General features: G+C 72.0%; 15 protein-coding genes. 12 read left to right on the forward strand and 3 right to left on the reverse strand.

Annotation, left to right across the window (positions count from 1 at the left end):
• The first annotated feature begins 34 nt into the window (after positions 1–34).
• From J2X55_RS16915 to J2X55_RS16955, 9 genes are all read left to right on the forward strand, one after another.
• On the forward strand, positions 35–1,252 hold the full coding sequence (locus tag J2X55_RS16915) for a LacI family DNA-binding transcriptional regulator (RefSeq protein ID WP_309824842.1): 1,218 nt from the start codon (positions 35–37) through the stop codon (positions 1,250–1,252).
• A complete protein-coding gene (locus J2X55_RS16920; RefSeq protein WP_309824845.1) occupies positions 1,249–2,286 on the forward strand; it encodes a hypothetical protein in 1,038 nt (345 codons plus the stop codon). The genes J2X55_RS16915 and J2X55_RS16920 overlap by 4 nt, the downstream gene beginning before the upstream one ends.
• Positions 2,283–3,674, forward strand: a complete 1,392-nt coding sequence (locus tag J2X55_RS16925) for an FGGY family carbohydrate kinase (RefSeq protein ID WP_309824847.1) — start codon at positions 2,283–2,285, stop codon at positions 3,672–3,674. The genes J2X55_RS16920 and J2X55_RS16925 overlap by 4 nt, the downstream gene beginning before the upstream one ends.
• A 2-nt stretch (positions 3,675–3,676) precedes the next feature.
• Complete coding sequence (locus tag J2X55_RS16930; RefSeq protein ID WP_115919874.1) at positions 3,677–4,456, forward strand: ATP-binding cassette domain-containing protein; 780 nt, start codon at positions 3,677–3,679, stop codon at positions 4,454–4,456.
• Complete coding sequence (locus J2X55_RS16935; protein WP_115919872.1) at positions 4,453–5,535, forward strand: ABC transporter permease; 1,083 nt, start codon at positions 4,453–4,455, stop codon at positions 5,533–5,535. Before J2X55_RS16930 ends, J2X55_RS16935 begins: the two co-directional genes overlap by 4 nt.
• Before the next feature lie 43 nt (positions 5,536–5,578).
• On the forward strand, positions 5,579–6,565 hold the full coding sequence (locus J2X55_RS16940; protein WP_309824850.1) for an ABC transporter substrate-binding protein: 987 nt from the start codon (positions 5,579–5,581) through the stop codon (positions 6,563–6,565).
• Between the two features lie 185 nt (positions 6,566–6,750).
• The gene (locus J2X55_RS16945; RefSeq protein WP_309824852.1) at positions 6,751–7,578 is read left to right on the forward strand and encodes a class II fructose-bisphosphate aldolase; all 828 of its coding nucleotides are present in this window, start codon (positions 6,751–6,753) and stop codon (positions 7,576–7,578) included.
• Positions 7,575–8,561, forward strand: coding sequence for a PfkB family carbohydrate kinase (locus J2X55_RS16950; protein WP_309824854.1), 987 nt, complete (start codon positions 7,575–7,577; stop codon positions 8,559–8,561). Before J2X55_RS16945 ends, J2X55_RS16950 begins: the two co-directional genes overlap by 4 nt.
• On the forward strand, positions 8,558–11,371 hold the full coding sequence (locus J2X55_RS16955) for an FAD-binding and (Fe-S)-binding domain-containing protein (protein ID WP_309824856.1): 2,814 nt from the start codon (positions 8,558–8,560) through the stop codon (positions 11,369–11,371). Before J2X55_RS16950 ends, J2X55_RS16955 begins: the two co-directional genes overlap by 4 nt.
• A gap of 20 nt (positions 11,372–11,391) precedes the next feature.
• Here the strand turns inward: J2X55_RS16955 and J2X55_RS16960 are convergent, their stop codons facing one another.
• Positions 11,392–12,195, reverse strand: coding sequence for a carbon-nitrogen hydrolase family protein (locus tag J2X55_RS16960; protein WP_309824858.1), 804 nt, complete (start codon positions 12,193–12,195; stop codon positions 11,392–11,394).
• A gap of 44 nt (positions 12,196–12,239) precedes the next feature.
• On the opposite strand from J2X55_RS16960, the gene J2X55_RS16965 reads away from it, so the two are divergent.
• A complete protein-coding gene (locus J2X55_RS16965) occupies positions 12,240–12,899 on the forward strand; it encodes a GntR family transcriptional regulator (protein ID WP_309824860.1) in 660 nt (219 codons plus the stop codon).
• On the opposite strand, the gene J2X55_RS16970 is transcribed toward J2X55_RS16965, so the two are convergent.
• Positions 12,896–14,257, reverse strand: coding sequence for an MFS transporter (locus J2X55_RS16970; RefSeq protein WP_115919864.1), 1,362 nt, complete (start codon positions 14,255–14,257; stop codon positions 12,896–12,898). The two genes, J2X55_RS16965 and J2X55_RS16970, sit on opposite strands and share 4 nt — an antisense overlap.
• A 129-nt stretch (positions 14,258–14,386) precedes the next feature.
• Between J2X55_RS16970 and J2X55_RS16975 the strand changes: the two genes are divergently transcribed.
• On the forward strand, positions 14,387–15,076 hold the full coding sequence (locus J2X55_RS16975; RefSeq protein ID WP_115920028.1) for a DUF2848 domain-containing protein: 690 nt from the start codon (positions 14,387–14,389) through the stop codon (positions 15,074–15,076).
• Between the two features lie 86 nt (positions 15,077–15,162).
• Here the strand turns inward: J2X55_RS16975 and J2X55_RS16980 are convergent, their stop codons facing one another.
• Positions 15,163–16,383, reverse strand: coding sequence for an HAD-IA family hydrolase (locus tag J2X55_RS16980; protein ID WP_309824864.1), 1,221 nt, complete (start codon positions 16,381–16,383; stop codon positions 15,163–15,165).
• Positions 16,384–16,466: 83 nt separating this feature from the next.
• Here J2X55_RS16980 and J2X55_RS16985 point away from each other — a divergent pair, with 83 nt between their 5' ends.
• A complete protein-coding gene (locus J2X55_RS16985; RefSeq protein ID WP_309824866.1) occupies positions 16,467–17,837 on the forward strand; it encodes an FGGY family carbohydrate kinase in 1,371 nt (456 codons plus the stop codon).
• Positions 17,838–17,884: the final 47 nt, after the last annotated feature.

Consider the following 17,884-nt stretch of genomic DNA (forward strand, 5'->3'; position numbering starts at 1 on the left):
CTTCCTCCCGAATGACAACGATGTCGGAGATGCGATGACGCACGACGAGCGACGGACCGCAACCGCGGTCGGCGAGGCCACCACGGCCCGCCCACGCGCTCGTCTCATCGACGTCGCGACGGCGGCGGGCGTCAGCCCGAAGACCGTGTCCCGCGTCATCAACGACGAGGCCGGGGTCCTGCCCGGAACCCGCGATCGCGTGCTGGAGGTCGTGCGTGACCTGGGCTTCGTCCCCGACCGCAGCGCCCGCGAGCTCAAGCGTCGCGAGGCCGACACCATCGGCATCCTGATCGATGCGATCAGCGACCCCTTCTTCGCCGCCCTGGTGAGCGTGGTCGAAGAGCTCGCGATCGCCGACGGCCTGAGCGTGATCTTCGCGAGCACCGGCTACGACGCCGAGCGCGAGACGGCGCAGCTCGACCGGCTGACCGGCCACCGCCTCGCCGGTCTGATCGTCGCGCCGGTCGCCGTTCCGGCGGGGGTCCTCGCGGGGCTGCGCAACCGCTTCCCGGTGGTGACCGTCGACCGCGTGCGGCCGGGGATCGACGCGATCGTGATCGACGACTTCGGGGCCGCCGCCGAGGCCACCGCGGCCCTGCTCTCGCACGGGCACCGCCGCGTCGCGTTCATGGGCGAGGACGTGCCTTACCCCACCGTCAGCGACCGCCTGGCCGGATACCGCTCGGCTCTCGACGCCGCGGGGGTGGCCTTCGATCCCTCGCTCGTCGTCACCCACGAGCGCTTCCGCGAGGGGGAAGCAGCCGAGGCCTCGCTGCTGCTCGGGCGGTCCGACGCCCCCACCGCCCTGCTGTGCGCGACGAGCCTCGCGGCGATCGCGACCGTTCGGGCGATCCGTGCGCGCGGACTCCGGATGCCCGCGCTCATCTCGTTCGGCGACTTCACCCTCGCCGAGGTGCTCGAACCGGGCATCACCTACGTCGACCACGACCCCCGTCTGCTCGGCGCGGCGGCCTTCCGGCGCCTGCGCCACCTGGCCCTGCACGCCGACGACGCCCCGACCCGCACGGTCGTGCCCACGCGCCTCGTGCCCCGCGGTTCGGGCGAGGTGCCCGTCGCGGAATCGGAGAAGCGCAGCGGAACCGGATCCGTCTCGGCATCCGCTCCGATTCCGCTGCGTCCGTCCGATTCCGCCGGGGTACTCCCGTCCCCCGCGGCGGTCGCCCTCGTCCACCCCGCGCCGGTCGGCGACGTCGTCGTCGCGGCCGCAGCCCCGATCGGAGCCCCCTCATGAAGCCCGTCCTGCTGCCCCCCAACCCCGTGCAGCACTTCTACCTCGGCGGCGACCGCATCGCGGCGCTGCGGGGCATCGTGCCCGAGAGCGACCGGCAGCCCGAGGAGTGGCTCGGCTCGACCGTCGCGCGCTTCGGTTCCGACACGATCGGCCTCGCCGTGACCGATGGCGGCGACGTCCTGCGCGACCTCGTCTCCGCCGACCGCGGCGCCTGGGTGGGAGCGCGCGGGGGGCGGGATGCCGCCGACCTCGGCATCCTGGTCAAGCTCCTCGACGCGCGTCAGCGGCTTCCCGTCCACGTGCACCCGGGTCGCGAGTTCGCCACCGCGCACCTCGACTGCCCCTACGGCAAGACCGAGGCCTGGTACGTGCTCGAGACCGAGGACGACTGCGCCGTGCACGTCGGCTGGAACCGGGCCGTCGACCGCGACGAACTCGATCGTCGCCGCGACGCACAGGACAGCGAGTGGATGCTCTCGCGCATGAACCGCGTGGTCGTGCGCCCCGGCATGGGGGTTCTCGTGCCCGCCGGCACCGTGCACGCGATCGACGGCGGCATCTTCGTCGCCGAGGTGCAGGAGCCGACCGACTTCTCGATCCTGCTCGAGTGGTCGGTCACGACCTCGACGCGCGAGGAGTCGCACCTCGACCTCGGCTTCGACGCCGTGATGCCCTCGGTGTCGACCGAGAAGCTGGATGCCGAGGCCCTCGACGCCTTGGTCAGCACGGTGGGGACGACTCCGGCGGGCTCGGACTTCCGTTCGCTGCTGCCCGCGGTCGCCGACCCCTACTTCCGCCTGTTCGACGCGGCGGGCGAGACGGCGGCCCGCGACGCCGGCTTCGCGGTGGTGCTCGTGCGCGAGGGCTCCGGCGCGCTGGTGTCGGATGCCGGCACCCTCGACATCGAGCGCGGACAGGTCTACGCCGTGCCGCACGCGTTCGGCGCCTGGCGCCTGACGGGCGAGGCCGAGGTGCTCGTCGCCGCGCCGGGTGCAGGCTGGCCCGGCACCCTCCGCGCGGGGGGCGTGCGATGAGCGACTACGTCGTCGGCGTCGACATGGGCAGCACCAGCACGAAGCTGCTCGTCGCGACCCCTGAGGGCCAACAGGTGCTCGTGGTGAGCCGCCCCTCGCCCTGGACCAACCTCGACCACGGCCGCGCCGAGATGCCCGCCGACCGGGCGATCGCGGTCGTGCGCGCTCTCGCGGCCGAAGCCGACGATCGGCTCGACGAGGGGTACCGCGTCGTCGCGCTCGGGGTCTCGGGCATGGCCGAGGCGGGGGTGCTGCTCGACGCCGCAGGCACCGCGCTCGCGCCGATCATGGCGTGGTTCGACCCCCGAGGTGCGGCGCAGATCCGGGCGACGCCCGCGAAGTTCCGCGCCGAGTTCCCCGGCCGTACCGGGTTGCCGGTGGGGCCGCTGGCATCCCTCGCCAAACTCCTGCACCTGCGCGACAGCGGTATCGCGCTCGCCGGGACGACGTTCCTCAACGTCCCCGAATACGTCGTGCACGCCCTCGGCGGCCCCCGCGTGGCGGAGTTCTCGCTCGTGTCGCGCACCGGGCTCATCGACCAGGACGACAGCACGCCGTGGCAGGCAGCCCTCGACGTGCTCGGGGTGGACGAGTCGATCCTCGGGGCGCGCGTAAGCGCGGGCGAGCCGGTGGGCGTGCTGACGGACGAGGCCATGCCCGCCGGCTTCCGGGGCGCGGCGCTCACGATCGCCGGTCACGACCACCTGGTGTCCGCCGTCGCCGTCGGGGCGACGCACACCGGCCAGCTCTACGACTCGATGGGCACGGCCGAGGCCCTGGTCCGCGTGCTCGACGACACCCTCCCCTTCGCGGCGCGCGAACGCCTCGCCCACGCCGGCATCAACTGCGTGCGCCACGTCATCCCGGGCAAGTACGTCCTGCTCGCGGGAACGAAGTCTGGCCTGCTCATGCGTCGCGTGCTCCAGCTTCTCGGGATCACGGATGCCACGGGCCGGGCGGTCATCGACGACGCCGCTCTCGCGCTCCCCGTCGACGGAACGCTCGCCGACGGGGGCCTCGAGGTCTCGGGCGCGCGTAACGACGACGGGGTGCTCAAGGTCGTCGCCCAGAGCGACGGGCTCAGCCCCGCCGAACTGTTCGCCGCGTCCCTGCGCCACGGCAACGACATGCTCGCCGAGTGCATGGCGGCCATGGACCGCGAGGTGGCCCCGCCCACCTCGACGGTGCTGACCGGGGGCTGGTCGACCATGGCATCCGTCGTCCGCTCGCGCTCGGCGCTGCTGCCCGAGGTCACCGTCTCGACCCACGACGAGGGCACGGCCTACGGGGCGGCGCTGTTCGCCGCCTTCGCGGTGTCGTCCGAGCCCTTCGAGAACGTCGCGGAGACGTTCCTCTCTTCCTCTGTCCTCACCACTGAAAGGAGCTGACGATGTCGTCAGTCACCACCGCCGTCCCGGTGCTGCAGGCTCGGGGCCTGTCGCGGCAGTTCGGTCACGTCCGGGCGTTGAACAACGTCGATTTCGAGGTCTACCCGGGCGAGGTCACCGCCCTCATCGGCGACAACGGCGCCGGCAAATCGACGCTCGTGAAGGCCCTGTCGGGCAACCTGGCGGTCGACGAGGGTGAGATCCTCTTCGACGGCAAGCCGATCGAGATGAGCAACCCGCAGGTGGCGTCGTCGCTCGGCATCGAGACGGTGTACCAGGACCTCGCCCTGGCGCCGCACCTCGACCCGGTGCAGAACATGTACCTCGGCCGCGAGATCCGCCGCCCCGGCATCGCCGGAGCGCTCGGGTTCATGAAGACGAAGGACATGGCCACGGCCTCGCGCGCCGCCTTCAACGAACTCGGTGCCACCGTCCGCTCGCTCACCTCGCCTGTGGGCGAGATGTCGGGCGGTCAGCGTCAGGCGATCGCGATCGCCCGCGCCGTGCACTGGGCCGGGCGCCTCGTCTTCCTCGACGAGCCGACCGCCGCTCTCGGCGTCCGCCAGACCAAGAACGTCCTCGAGACCATCCGGCGCGTGCGCGACAAGGGCATCGCGGTGGTTCTGATCTCGCACTCGATGCCGCACGTGATGGAGGTCTGCGACCGCATCCAGGTGCTGCGCCTGGGCACCCGCGTCGCCAACGTCGACGCCAAGAACACCTCCATGGAAGAACTCGTCGGGCTCATGACCGGCGCCGTCACGAAGGACGACCAGAAGTGAGCACCCAGACGCCTCCCACCGAGACGGTGGCCATCGGCACGTTCGAGGACGCCAAGCCGAACTTCTTCCGGGGACTGCTCAAGGCCCAGGCCTTTCAGATCCTGATCATCCTCGTCGTCATCGTGCTGATCTTCAGCGCTCTGGCACCGGAGTCGTTCGCGCAGTGGTCGAACTTCCGCCTCATCATCCAGAACGCCTCGATCCTCGCCGTCCTCGGCGTGGGGATGACGTACATCATCATCACCTCGGGCATCGACCTGTCGATCGGCTCGGTGCTGGTGTTCTCGGGCGTCGTCTCGGCGCTCGTGATGCGCGCGCTCGGTGGTGAGGGCTGGGGCGTCGCGACGATCGGCATCCTCGTGTCGATCCTCAGCGGCGTGTGCTGGGGCCTGTTCAACGGCTTCCTCATCGCGAAGGCCAAGATCCCGCCGCTCATCGTCACGCTCGGTTCGCTCGGCATGGCGCTGGGTCTCGCGCAGATCCTCACCGGCGGCGTCGACATCCGCGACGTGCCGACCGTGCTGACGGTCTCGATCGGCTACGGAAACGTGTTCGGGTCGCTCCCGATCATCAGCGTCATCGCGCTCGTGGTCGTCGTGATCGGCGCGATCGTGCTCCACTTCACGAAGTTCGGTCTCTACACCTACGCCGTCGGCTCGAGCGAGCTTGCCGCCCGCCGCGTGGGCGTCAAGGTCGACCGTCACCTCATCTCGGTCTACACGCTCTCGGGAGCGCTCGCGGGGCTCGCCGGCATCTTGGCCCTGTCGCAGTTCTCGACCACCGCGATCGCCGGTCAGTCGCAGACCAACCTGAACGTCATCGCGGCCGTCGTCATCGGTGGCACCTCGCTCTTCGGCGGCGTGGGCACGATCTTCGGCACCGTGGTAGGCCTCTTCATCCCCGCCGTCCTGCAGAACGGCTTCGTCATCACCGGCGTGCAGCCCTTCTGGCAGCAGGTCGCCGTCGGAGCGGTGCTCATCACCGCCGTCTACGTCGACCAGGTGCGTCGCACCGCCGCGACCCGCGGCACCACCCAGAGCCTCTGGCGGAAGTTCGTCAGCGGAGGACGCCGCGGCTGAGGCCCGGCATCCGACACCCCACCAAGAGAGAACGGTCATCACAATGCAGTGGAACAACAAGGTTCTCGCGTTCGCCACCCTCGGCGCCGCAGCCACCCTCGTCCTCGCCGGGTGTTCCGGTGGCTCCTCGTCGGGCTCCGCCTCGGGCGGCGACGGCGGGTACAAGATCGCGTTCGTGCAGGGCGTCGCCGGAGACGAGTTCTACATCTCCATGCAGTGCGGCATCCAGGACGAGGCCGCCAAGGAAGGCGCCACCGTCACCACCCAGGGCCCCGAGAAGTTCGACCCCACCCTCCAGAAGCCGATCGTCGACGCCGTGGTCGCATCGAAGCCCGATGCGCTCTTGATCGCCCCGACGGACGTGTCGGCGATGCAGGCGCCGATCGCGGCGGCCGAGGCGGCCGGGATCAAGGTCGTCCTCGTCGACACGACGCTGGAGGACCCGTCCGGTGCGGTCTCGCAGATCTCGAGCGACAACGAGGGCGGCGGAGCTGCCGCGTTCAAGGCGATCCAGGATGCCAACCCCAACGGCGGCAAGGTGCTCGTCGTGTCGGTCGACCCCGGCATCTCGACCACGGACGCCCGAGCGAAGGGCTTCGAGGATGCCGTCGCGAAGGACAGCAAGTTCGAGTCGGTGGGGGTGCAGTACTCGCACAACGAGCCCTCCACCGCCGCTGAGATCGTGACGGCGGCGCTGCAGAAGGACCCCGACATCGTCGGCATCTTCGCCGCCAACCTGTTCGCCGCCGAGGGCTCCGCCACCGGTGTGCAGCAGGCCGGCAAGCAGGGCCAGGTCACCATCGTCGGCTTCGACGCCGGCCCCGCCCAGGTCAAGGCCCTCGAAGCCGGCACCGTCCAGGCCCTCGTCGCGCAGGAGCCCGCCACCATCGGCGAAGACGGCGTGAAGCAGGCCATCGCCGCCCTCAAGGGTGAGGCGACGGAGGAGAAGATCCAGACCGGCTTCACCATCCTCACGAAGGACAACATCACCACCGACGGCAAGGACGCGGTCTACAAGTCCTCCTGCTGACCCACCCGGATGCCGGGACCCGGGCCGTCGGCCTGATTCCCGGCATCCACCCCCCTCGTCAGACGCGTGAGGGGTCAAGATCTGTCGCCGCGCATTCCGCTCGGCGACACAGAACGACCCCTCACGCGAGATATCGACACCCCGGGCCCCTCACGCGGAGGGGACGACCCGAGAGAGAGACCGCCGTGCCGCTGGCCGACATGCCCGAACTGCTCGCTGCGCACCGCGCGGTCGGGGCCTTCAACTTCATCACCCTCGAGGTCGCCGAGGCCATCGTCGCCGGGGCCGAGGCCGCCGGGTCGGGCGTGATCCTCCAGCTCTCGCAGAACGCCATCGCGTTCCACGGCGGCATCGGCCCCGCGGGAGCCGCCGCTCTGCGACTGGCCGACGCCGCGTCTGTGCCGGTCGTCGTGCACCTCGACCACGCCACCGACGAGCCGCTCGTCGACGAGGCCCTGGCCGTCGGCATCCGGTCGGTCATGTTCGACGCCGCCCACCTGACGGATGCCGAGAACCTCGAGCGCACCGCCGCCGTCGCCGCTCGCGTGCACGCCGCCGGCGCCTGGATCGAGGCCGAGCTCGGCGAGATCGGCGGCAAGGGCGCTCACGCGCCGGGCGTGCGCACCGACGTCGCCGAGGCCGCGCACTTCGTCGAGGCGACCGGGGTCGATGCCCTGGCCGTGGCCGTCGGGAGCGAGCACGCGATGCGCGAGCGCAGCGCGACCCTCGACGAGGGGCTCATCGCCCGCCTCGCCGCCGAACTCCCCGTGCCTCTGGTCCTCCACGGTTCGAGCGGGGTCGCCGACGCCGGCATCGACGGCGCCGTGCGCGCGGGCATGCGCAAGATCAACATCGGCACGCACCTCAACACCGTGCTGACCGCGGCGGTCCGCGACGAACTCGAGCGGGATCCGGATGCCATCGACCCCCGCCGCTGGCTCGCCCCGGGGCGTGCGGCGGTCGCCGCCGAGGTACAGCGCCTGCTCGGCGTCGTGACGGGGCGCGGCGCGTGAGCGGCATCGTCACCCTCACCGCCGCGGGGGCGATCGACGCCACCTACCGTGTCGGTTCCCTGCGCCCGGGCACCTTCACCCGCGCCGACGGCTACACGCGCGAAGTGAGCGGGAAGGGCGTCAACGTCGCGGCCGCCCTGGCCGCTGGCGGTGCCGATACCGCGGCGGTCGTCGTGCTCGGCGTCGACGACGTGCGCTTCGCCCGGGGCGGGGCCACCGCCCCGCTGCTGCGCATCGTCGAGGTACCCGGGGCGACCCGGGTGAACACCTCGATCGTCGACGCCGAGGGCGCGACGACCAAGGTCAACGCCCCCACCCCGCCGCTGTCGTCCGCGGCGTGGGACGCCACGGTCGCGGCGCTGCGCGAAGAACTCTCGGCGCGCACCGACCCCTGGCTCGTGATCTCGGGAAGCCTCCCGCAGCTCGCCGACACCGGGGCCTTGGTGGATCTGGCGGCCGTGCGCGCCGTGGCGCGGGAGCACGGCGCCCGGGTCGCGGTCGACACGAGCGGTGCGGCCCTCGACACGCTTCTGGCCGACCCGGCCGGGATCGACCTGCTCACCCCGAACGCCGACGAGCTGTCGGCGGCGGTCGGTCGCCCCCTCGCCACCCTGGGGGAGGTCATCGCCGCCGCCCGCGAGATCGTCGCCCGCGGTGTCACAACGGTCCTCGCGAGCCTCGGCGCCGACGGCCTCGTCGCCGTCACCGCCGACCGCGCGGTGTTCGCGCGGGCTACCGCTCCCTCCGTCGCCAACACCGCGGGAGCGGGGGATGCGGCCCTCGCGGGTTTCCTCCTGGGGCTCACGCGCGCCGCCGCGGGAGCCGACCGCCTCGCCTCCGCTGCCGCATCCGCGGCCGAGTGGGGCGCGCACGCCGTCGCACACGCCTCGACGCTCGTCGCGGGGCCGCCGCACGGCATCCGCGCCCTCGTCGACACCGAACCCGAACTGTCGCGGGTCCTCACCCCGGAGGGTGAAGCATGACCCTCGCCGCGCCCGAGATCGCCCCCGAGATCACCGCGGCCGTCGCCGACGCCTCGCGCATCCGCACCCGCGCGATCGATCGCATCGCCTACGCCAACGACGCCTCGCACTACCTGCTCACGCCCGACGCCGTCGCGGTCGCGGCCGACGCGGCCGAGGTGGGGGCGATCCTGCGCGGAGCCACCGCATCCCGTACGCCCGTCACCTTCCGCTCCGGCGGGACGAGCCTCTCGGGGCAGTCGTCGGGCAAGGGCCTGCTCGTCGACGTGCGGCAGGGCTTCGGGCGCATCGACGTGCTCGACGGCGGCCGGCGCGTGCGCTCGCAGCCCGGGGCGACCGTGCGCCAGGTCAACGCGCGATTGCTGCGGCACGGCCACCGGCTCGGTCCCGACCCGGCGAGCGAAGCCGCCTGCACCATCGGCGGGGTCGTCGCGAACAACTCCAGCGGCATGGCGTGCGGCACCGTCGAGAACTCGTACCGGACGCTCGAGGGACTCGTTCTCGTGCTGGCATCCGGGACCGTCGTCGACACCGCGGCGCCCGACGCCGACGCACTGCTGCGTGATCGCGAACCCGCCCTCGTCGAGGGGCTGATGCGTCTTCGCGAACGCGTCGTGGGCAACGCGGCGAGCGTCGCGCTCATCGAACGGCAGTTCGCGATGAAGAACACCATGGGCTACGCCCTCAACGCCTTCGTCGACTTCGACACCCCGGCGGCGCTCCTCGCCCACCTCGTGGTGGGGTCGGAAGGGACGCTCGCGTTCGTCGCCGGAGCGACGTTCCGCACCGTTCCGATCCGCCCGGCCATCGCCACCACTCTCGCGGTGTTCCCCACCCTCGACGCGGCGACCCGGTCGCTGCCGGCGCTGGTGTCGACGGGAGCCGCGACGCTGGAGCTGATGGATGCCACGTCTCTGCGCGTCGGACAGCGTCTGGCCGGGACCCCCGCCGCCATCCACGGTTTCGAGGCCACGACCCAGGCGGCGCTGCTGGTGGAGTACCACGCGGACGACGTCGACTCCCTGCGCACGCTCGCGCAGGCCGGCGCCCGCGCGCTCGCCGCAGAGCACCTCCTCGACACGGCCGTCTTCTCGAGCGACCCCGTCGCACGCGCCGCGGCCTGGACCTTCCGCAAGGGCCTGTACGCCTCGGTCGCCGGCGCCCGGCCGAGCGGCACGACCGCGCTGCTCGAAGACGTCGTCGTCCCGGTCGCGCGTCTCGCCGACACCTGCGGGGGGCTGCAGGAGCTGTTCGCGCGCTTCGGCTACGACGACAGCGTCATTTTCGGCCACGCCAAGGACGGCAACATCCACTTCATGCTCACCGACCGCTTCGAGGGGGCGAAGGCCCTCGGCCGCTTCGAGGGCTTCACCGACGCGATGGTCGATCTCGTGCTGGAGGCGGGCGGCAACCTCAAGGCCGAGCACGGCACGGGCCGCGCGATGGCGCCGTACGTGCGCCGGCAGTACGGCGACGAGCTCTATGACGTGATGGTGGAGCTCAAGCGTCTGCTCGACCCGAGCGGCATCCTGAACCCGGGCGTCATCATCGACGACGATCCCGGTGCGCACATGCGCCACCTCAAGACGCCCGTGTCGATCGAGCCCGAGGCCGACCGGTGCGTCGAGTGCGGCTACTGCGAGCCGGTGTGCCCGAGCCGCTCCCTCACCCTCACCCCGCGCCAGCGCATCGTCGTGCGCCGCGCCTCGACCGCGGCCCGCGAGCGCGGCGACGGGGGTCTCGTCGCGGAGCTCGAGAGGGACTACGACTACGACGGCGTGCAGACGTGCGCCGTCGACGGCATGTGCCAGACGGCGTGCCCGGTGCTGATCAACACCGGATCGCTTATGAAGCGCTTCCGCCGCGAAGACGCGAACCCGGTGCTGTCCACCGCGTGGTCGGCGGCGGCGACCGGGTGGGGTGCGGTCACTCGGGCCGGTTCCGTGGCGCTCTCGGCCGCCGACAAGGTGCCGCTACCGCTGGTCCGGACGGCGACGGATGCCGCCCGCGCGGTGCTCGGAACCGACACGGTGCCCCGGTATGCGGCGGAGCTGCCCGCGGGTGGGGCGTCGCGGAAGCGGCTCGGTCGAGTGGTCGGAGCCGTCGGAGTCGAGCCGAGCGCGGTGTTCCTACCGGCGTGTGTGGGCAGCATGTTCGGGCCCGCGTCCGACGGCATCGGTGCCACTGCGGCGTTCACCCGCCTGCTCGAGCGCGCCGGGGTCGCGGCGATCGTGCCCGACGGCATCGACGCCCTGTGCTGCGGCACCCCCTGGTCGTCGAAGGGCTACGCGAAGGGGCACGCGACCATGACCGCCCGGGTGCGGGCGGCGGTGCGCACAGCGTCGCGCGACGGCGCCCTGCCGGTCATCTGCGATGCGTCCAGCTGCACCGAGGGCTTCGCCTCCACCCTCCGTGACGAGGGCGTGCAGGTCACGGATGCCGTGGCCTTCGCGGCATCCACTCTGCTTTCGCGTCTCACCCCGACGCCGGTGGCGGAGCTGCTGGCGCTGCACCCCACGTGTTCGTCGACGCAGTTGGGGATCGACCCGGCGCTGCGGGCGATCGGCGCGGCCGTGGCCTCCGAGGTGCGCGTTCCCGACGCGTGGGGCTGCTGCGCCTACGCGGGCGACCGGGGCATGCTGCACCCCGAGCTGACCGAGGCCGCGACCGCCCCGGAGGCGGCGGAGGTGGCCGGGTGGGGAGCCGACGCGCACGCCTCGTGCAACCGCACGTGCGAACTGGGCATGACGAAGGCCACGGGGGAGTCGTACGTGCACGTGCTGGAGCTGCTGGAACGCGCCACGCGCTGACTCCCCCCGGGAGCCGGTCGTCAGAGGCGGTGGCCGTTGGCGAGGACGGGAAGGGCGGCGCGGACGCGGGGGACCGCGGCCAGGGGGCCTGCGACGTCGACGACGAGGGTCTCGGGTGCATCGCTGAGGCGGACGACGTCGGTCCCGTCCGCGGCGACGACGCCGCTGAAGCCGATGCCGGTCGGGGCGCCCGCGCCGTCGTCGCGGCCGATCGTCAGCGGGTCGGCCTGGCCCACGGCCACCACCACGGTCGTGGTGTCGAGGGCCCGAGCGCGCGTCAGCAGCTCCCAGTGCTCGCGCTTGCCCGGCCCGGAGCCCCACGAGGCCGCGACGAGGACGAGGTCGGCGCCCTCTTCGGCCAGCGCGCGGAAGAGCTCGGGGAAGCGCACGTCGTAACACGTGGCCACCCCGATACGGACGCCGTTCAGGTCGAACGTCACCGGGCGGTCACCGGGCTCCACGGCATCCGATTCCCGATACCCGAAGGCGTCGTAGAGGTGGATCTTGTCGTAGTACGCGTCGGCGGCACCGGCGACGAGCAGCGTGTTGCGCACGCGTCCGGGAGTCGTCGACGGCGTGAACATACCGACCACGATCGTCACGCTTTCCTCGCGCGCGATGCGGCGCACCTCATCGGCCCACGGGCCGTCGAGGGGCTCGGCGACCCCGGCGAGGGAGGGTCCGGCGAAGCGGCACATGACCGCCTCGGGGAAGACGACGAGCTCGGCGCCGTCGGCGGCGGCGCGTCGGGTCTCGCGGGCGATGAGCGAGAGGTTCTCGACGGGGTCGGAACCGGCGACGACCTGAGCCAGGGCGATGCGCATGATGTCTCCTTCGTATGGGTCTTGCCGTGTTGTATACATTTTGTATGCCTTCAGCCACGTCCCCGTCGGGTCGCGACCGCGCCCTCGAGCATCTTCGCGCTCTGCTCACGAACCCGGAAGTCGAGGGGGGCTTCATCAACGAGCAGGACGTGGCCGATGTCGTGGGCGTCTCGCGGACACCGGTCCGGGAGGCCCTGCTGATCCTCGCGTCGGAGGGACTGGTCGACCTCGAGCCCCGCCGGGGTGCGCGGGTGGCGGCGCTCACCCCGCGCGAGACGGCCGAGCTCATGGAGACGCGGGCTCTGTTCGAGAGGTTCGCCGTGCAGCGGGCGCTCTCGCAGGGCGTTTCGCCCCACGATGCCCTGGCCGAGATCATGCGCCGACAGGAAGCGGTGACCGAGGGCCTGGAACGGCTGACCTTCGAGCAGGCGCGCACGTGCATCGAGCTGGACCGGCAGTTCCACCAGACCCTGGTCGATGCGGCGGGTAACTCCTTCCTCTCGCGCAGCTACGCGGCCATGCGCGAGAGGCAGGTTCGGGTCGGTATCGCCGCCCTGAGCATCGGCCCCTCGCGGTGGGATGCCGTCACCCACGAGCACGGTGCCATCGTCGACGCCCTGCGGGCGGGGGATCAGGCGGCCGCCGAGAAAGCCATCGACGACCACCTGAGCATCACCCTTCGGACGATCCTGACCGGGTCCTAGGACTCGGTCGCCGCCGATCCCGCGCGAGACGACGAGAGCACCTCGAGGTACTCCTCGTCTTCGGCGTGCTGCGGGTTGCGGCCGAGCAGGACCCCCACGATCGTCAGGACGGCGGCCACGGCGAGGTAGATGGCCGGGGCCACCCAGCTGCCGGTGGCGCTCAGCAGAGCGGTGAAGATCACGGGAGCCAGGGCTCCGCCGAAGACGCCGGCGATCGTGTAGGCCAGCGACGACCCGGTGTAGCGCAGGCGCGGGCTGAACTGCTCGGTGATGAACGCGGCCTGCGGCCCGTACAGGAACGAGTGGATCGCAAGACCCACGACGACGCCCAGGACGAACAGCGGCATCGAGCCACCGCCGATCATGAGGAAGAAGACGAAGGGCCAGACCGCCGCGGCCACGGCGGCGATCCCGTAGAGAAGGCGGCGGTTGACGAGGTCGCTGATCCAGCCGGCGAGCGGGATGAGCGCGAGCTGGAACGCCGACCCGATCAGGGTCGCGGTCAGCACCTGCGAGCGCTCCATGCCGAGCTGGGTGAGGCCGTAGGTGAGGGTGAACACCGTGAACATCGCGTAGAGGATGTCGGGGGCGAGGCGGCACAGGATCGCGGCGAGCAGCCCGCGACCCTCGAGTCGGAACACGTCCTTGATCGGGGCCTCGGGGCGGTCGCCCGACTGCTCGATGGCGCGGAAGATCGGGGTGTCCTCGAGCGCGAGGCGGATCCAGAGGCCGAACGCGACGAGCAGGGCCGACAGCAGGAAGGCGACGCGCCATCCCCACGCGAGGAACTGCTCGTCGGTCAGCATCAGCGTCAGGACGGCGAGCACGCCGTTGGCCAGCAGGTTTCCGGCGGGCGGACCGACCTGCGCGGCGGAGGCCCAGAAGCCGCGGCGCTGGGGTGTGCCGAACTCGCTCGACAGCAGCACGGCGCCGCCCCATTCGCCGCCCACGCCCACGCCCTGGGCGAAGCGCAGGAGGACGAGGATGACCGCGGCGAGCGGCCCGACGGCGTCGTAGGTCGGGAGGACCCCGATGAGGAAGGTCGCGATGCCCACGAGCAGCAGGGTGATGACGAGCACCTTCTTGCGGCCGATCTTGTCGCCCAGGCGGCCGAACACGATTCCTCCGACCGGGCGGGAGAGGTAACCGACCGCGTAGGTGGAGAAGGCGAGCAGAGCGCCCGTGAGCGGATCGCTCTCGGGGAAGAACAGCACCGGGAAGACCACGGCGGCGGCGGCGGAGTAGACGGCGAAGTCGTACCACTCGAGGGCCGTGCCGGTGAGGCTCGCGGTATACGCCTTGGCGAGCGAGCGCGTGCGCTCCCGGCTGCCCGGCGCGGCGTTTCGGACGTTCGTCATGAGGGTCTCCTCTGGTGTCGGCGCATCGGGTCGCCGCGTTTTCGTTTCCCTCATACTTCCTGTATACAAAACGTATACGCAACCGATGCGGCGAAATTTTCCCGCGTCGTAACAATGGGAAGAGGCGACGTGACCGCTCTGGAATTCGAGATCATCGGCGAGGACACCCTCGTCTCCATCGACGTGCAGCACCTCTACAACGCCGGCTACGCTGGCCGCGATCAGGCCGCCGTGCGGCATCACATCGAGGAGCTCGCGGAGTTGGGCGTGCCCGCTCCCACCACGACCCCGTCGCTGTACCCGGTGTCGTCCTACCTCGCGCGACAGAGCGACAGCGTCGAGGCTCAGCACGAGCGCACCTCGGGAGAGGCCGAATGGGGCATCGTGATCACCGGTCCCCGCCCCGACGACGTGCTGCTCACGGTCGCGTGCGACCACACCGACCGCGCTCTCGAGGTGCACGGCGTCGCGTGGAGCAAGAACGCGGGCCCCGACGTGCTCGGGCGGCGGGCCTGGCGCCTGTCGTCACTCGGTGAGCGGGCCGACGACCTGCGGCTGCGCGCGTGGGTCGGGTCGGAGCGCACGCTCATCCAGGACGGACGCGTCGGCGACCTCCTCTCGCCTCAGTACTGGCTCGACGTTCTCGCCGAGCGCGGGGAGCGTCACGAGGGAGTGGCCCTCATCTCGGGCACCATCCCGATGATCCCCGGCGTCGATCAGTTCGCCGACCGCTGGGAGGTCGAGCTCCTCGACGAGCAGACGGGGGAGTCGGCGACGCTGAGCTACGGCGTCGAGCGCATGCCGGTTCCCATCGGCTGAGACCCGAAGCGCTCCGCACGGGAGGGGATTCGGGGAAGGGAGGACGGCTCGGGGGCGGGCTCCTCCGCCGCCCGGATCCCCTCCCGTCAGCGCGCGTTCGGTCGGAGACGCAGCGCTCCGGATGCCGTGACCTCGAGTCGCACGGCATCCAATCCGTCGATCAAGAGATCGGCGGCCAACTCCTCCTCGGCGGTCGTGCCGGTGAGCGCGATGACGGCGCACCCGGCGGCACGGGCCGCGGCGATGCCGGCCGGGGCGTCTTCGACGACGAGGCAGCGCGCGGGATCGACGCCGAGGCGCTCGGCCGCGAGCAGGAACGGCTCGGGGTGGGGCTTGCCGTGGACGACGTCGTCGACGGTGACGAACACGTCCGGGTGCTCGTAGCCCGCGGCGGCCAGACGTGCCGTGGCGATCGGCACCGATCCCGACGTCACGATCGCGCGACGGTCGGCGGGCACCGAGGCGAAGAAGGCCGCGGCCCCGCGGACGGGGGTCAGGCCCGCGGCATCCGTCACTTCGAGGTCGGTGACGTGGGCGATGGCCTCGGCGCCGCGCTCGGCGGGCAGGAGCAGGCTGACGAGGGTGCGGGCGGGCTGGCCGTGATTGGCGTGCAGAGCCTGCATCGGCACGTCGAAGTGCTCGGCGAAGCGCCGCCACGAGCGGACGACGGATGCCGTGGAGTCCACGAGCGTCCCGTCGAGGTCGAAGAGCACCGCGTCGAACTCGCGCGTGAAGACGTCGGCGTCGGTATCGACCGGTCGGCGGATCCCCAGTGCCGGGAGCACACGGGCGAGCTGTTGCGCGGTCGAGAGCTCGGCGTCGACGGCGGTCACCGGCACCGTCGGGGCGACCGGTTCGGTCTCTGGTCGGTGCGTGTCGCGTGAGGCTCCGCGCAAGGAGCGGCGGGATGCCAGGACCGCGGGGTCTCCGTCGACGTGTACGACGTGCGGCTCGGCGGGGGCGAGGGCGGCGACCAGCGCCTCCCACTCGGCGCCTCCCGTGAGCTCGGCGGTGAAGGGGGCGACCACCACGACTCGACCGGCGGTGGACAGCGCATCGGCCGCGGTCGCGCGGAGGGCGGCGTAGCGCCCGGCGCGGATCGCGGGCGCGTGCGGGGAGGTGAGCCAGTGTCCGCCGAGGATCTCAGCGGGGAGCGTGTCGAGCAGGGGCGTGGTCACGCTGTCGAGGTCGACGAGCGGTGCCCGGAGGAATTCGGCGATCGCCCGCCCGAGCGTGCTCTTGCCGCTGCCGGCGGTTCCGGCGACGACGACGGCGAGCGAATCGGGTATTTGACACGGCGACGGCATACCCCCACCATAGACGTAGCAAGTCACCGGTGTCATGCTTGAAATTCCGGGACTCGACGTAGTTCCGGAAAGGACGGCCGCTCATGCGAGACACCGGTGACATGGTTTCGGAGCCCGCGCGCCTGCACGGAGGACTCGACCTCGGCAGCACCGCGATCAAGATGCTCGTCATCGACGACGACGGCGCCGAGGTCGCCGGTGCGCAGGTGTCGACGCCGTGGCGCGTCGGCGAGGGCGGGACGACCGACATCGTCGCCGACGACCTGCTCGACGCGATCCGCGAGCTGATCGGTCTGATCGATGCGCAGCTGGCGTCGGTGACCCCCGCCCCGCTGACCTCGCTCGCCGTCGCGGGCATGGGCGAGACCGGGATGCTCGTCGACGCCGACGGCCGCGCCGTCGCTCCCGGCTTTGCGTGGTTCGACCCGCGCGGGCTCGACCAGATCGCCTCCTTCCCCGCCGAGGTGCGCGACGAGTTCGCCGGTCGCACGGGACTCCCGCTGGGTGCGCAGGTGAGCGTCGCCAAGCTCGCGTGGCTGCGCGACCAGGGCACCGACCTCACCGGCCTCCGATGGCTCGACCTCCCGGAGTTCGTCGCCGCGGCTCTCGGCGGCGACGTCGCCCTCGAACTCTCGCTCGCCTCGCGCACCGGCCTCATCGATCAGGACTCCGGCGCCGCCTGGCCCGCGATGCTCGAGGCCCTGGGCGTCACCGACGACCTGCTGCCGCCGCTGCGCGGGGGCGGACTGCCCTGGGGCACGGCATCCGGTGCTCTCGGGGCCCGTGTCGCCGGGGCCGCCCTCACCGTCGCCGGCCACGACCACCTCGTCGCCGCCCAGGCCAACGGAACCCTGGATGCCTACGGCTACCACGTGTCGCTCGGCACGGCCGAGGTGCTGTTGCGGGTGCTCGACGAACCCCTCGGGTACGCGGCGCGACAGCGGCTGGCACAGGCCCTCATCAACGAGGTGCGCCACGTCGTGCCCGGCAAGCACGTGCTCGTCGCCGGGGTGAAGACCGGGCTGCTGCTCCGACGCGTTCTGCACGCCGCGGGCATCGGCGACCGCGCCGGACGCGACGCGCTCGACGCGGCGGTCATGGCCCTGCCCGTCGACGGAGAGCTGCCCGCCGGGGCCGTCGAGGTCACCGGCGCCCGCAACGACGACGGCGTGCTGCGCCTGACCCTTCACGCCGAAGCCTCGCCCGCCGAGATCTTCGGTGCGGCGCTGCGTCACAGCAACGCCGAGGTCGCCGCCCTCATCGCCGCGATGGATCGCGAGGTGGCCCCCGCCACGCACACCACCCTCACCGGGGGCTGGGCGGGGATGGCCTCCGTCCGCCGCGCCCGCGCCGAGGTGCTGCCGAACCCGGCCCTGTCCACCCGTGAGCAGGACGTCGCGTGGGGAGCCGCCGACCGAGCGCGGCGCCTCGTCACGGCATCCGTCCCCTCCTGACCAGACCCCCGCGCGAACCCGCGCGCGAAGACCCCAGAGAAGAGAGA

The organism is Microbacterium sp. 1154, from assembly GCF_031455375.1.
Classification (GTDB): Bacteria; Actinomycetota; Actinomycetes; order Actinomycetales; family Microbacteriaceae; genus Microbacterium.

What these genes read in the sequence shown, in the direction of transcription:
- J2X55_RS16915 (WP_309824842.1), top strand. Translation starts at nt 35, where the DNA reads ATGACGCACGACGAGCGACGGACCGCAACCGCGGTCGGCGAGGCCACC.
- J2X55_RS16920 (WP_309824845.1), top strand. Translation starts at nt 1,249, where the DNA reads ATGAAGCCCGTCCTGCTGCCCCCCAACCCCGTGCAGCACTTCTACCTC.
- J2X55_RS16960 (WP_309824858.1), bottom strand. Translation starts at nt 12,195, where the DNA reads ATGCGCATCGCCCTGGCTCAGGTCGTCGCCGGTTCCGACCCCGTCGAG.
- J2X55_RS16925 (WP_309824847.1), top strand. Translation starts at nt 2,283, where the DNA reads ATGAGCGACTACGTCGTCGGCGTCGACATGGGCAGCACCAGCACGAAG.
- J2X55_RS16930 (WP_115919874.1), top strand. Translation starts at nt 3,677, where the DNA reads ATGTCGTCAGTCACCACCGCCGTCCCGGTGCTGCAGGCTCGGGGCCTG.
- J2X55_RS16985 (WP_309824866.1), top strand. Translation starts at nt 16,467, where the DNA reads ATGCGAGACACCGGTGACATGGTTTCGGAGCCCGCGCGCCTGCACGGA.
- J2X55_RS16965 (WP_309824860.1), top strand. Translation starts at nt 12,240, where the DNA reads ATGCCTTCAGCCACGTCCCCGTCGGGTCGCGACCGCGCCCTCGAGCAT.
- J2X55_RS16940 (WP_309824850.1), top strand. Translation starts at nt 5,579, where the DNA reads ATGCAGTGGAACAACAAGGTTCTCGCGTTCGCCACCCTCGGCGCCGCA.
- J2X55_RS16980 (WP_309824864.1), bottom strand. Translation starts at nt 16,383, where the DNA reads ATGCCGTCGCCGTGTCAAATACCCGATTCGCTCGCCGTCGTCGTCGCC.
- J2X55_RS16970 (WP_115919864.1), bottom strand. Translation starts at nt 14,257, where the DNA reads ATGACGAACGTCCGAAACGCCGCGCCGGGCAGCCGGGAGCGCACGCGC.
- J2X55_RS16955 (WP_309824856.1), top strand. Translation starts at nt 8,558, where the DNA reads ATGACCCTCGCCGCGCCCGAGATCGCCCCCGAGATCACCGCGGCCGTC.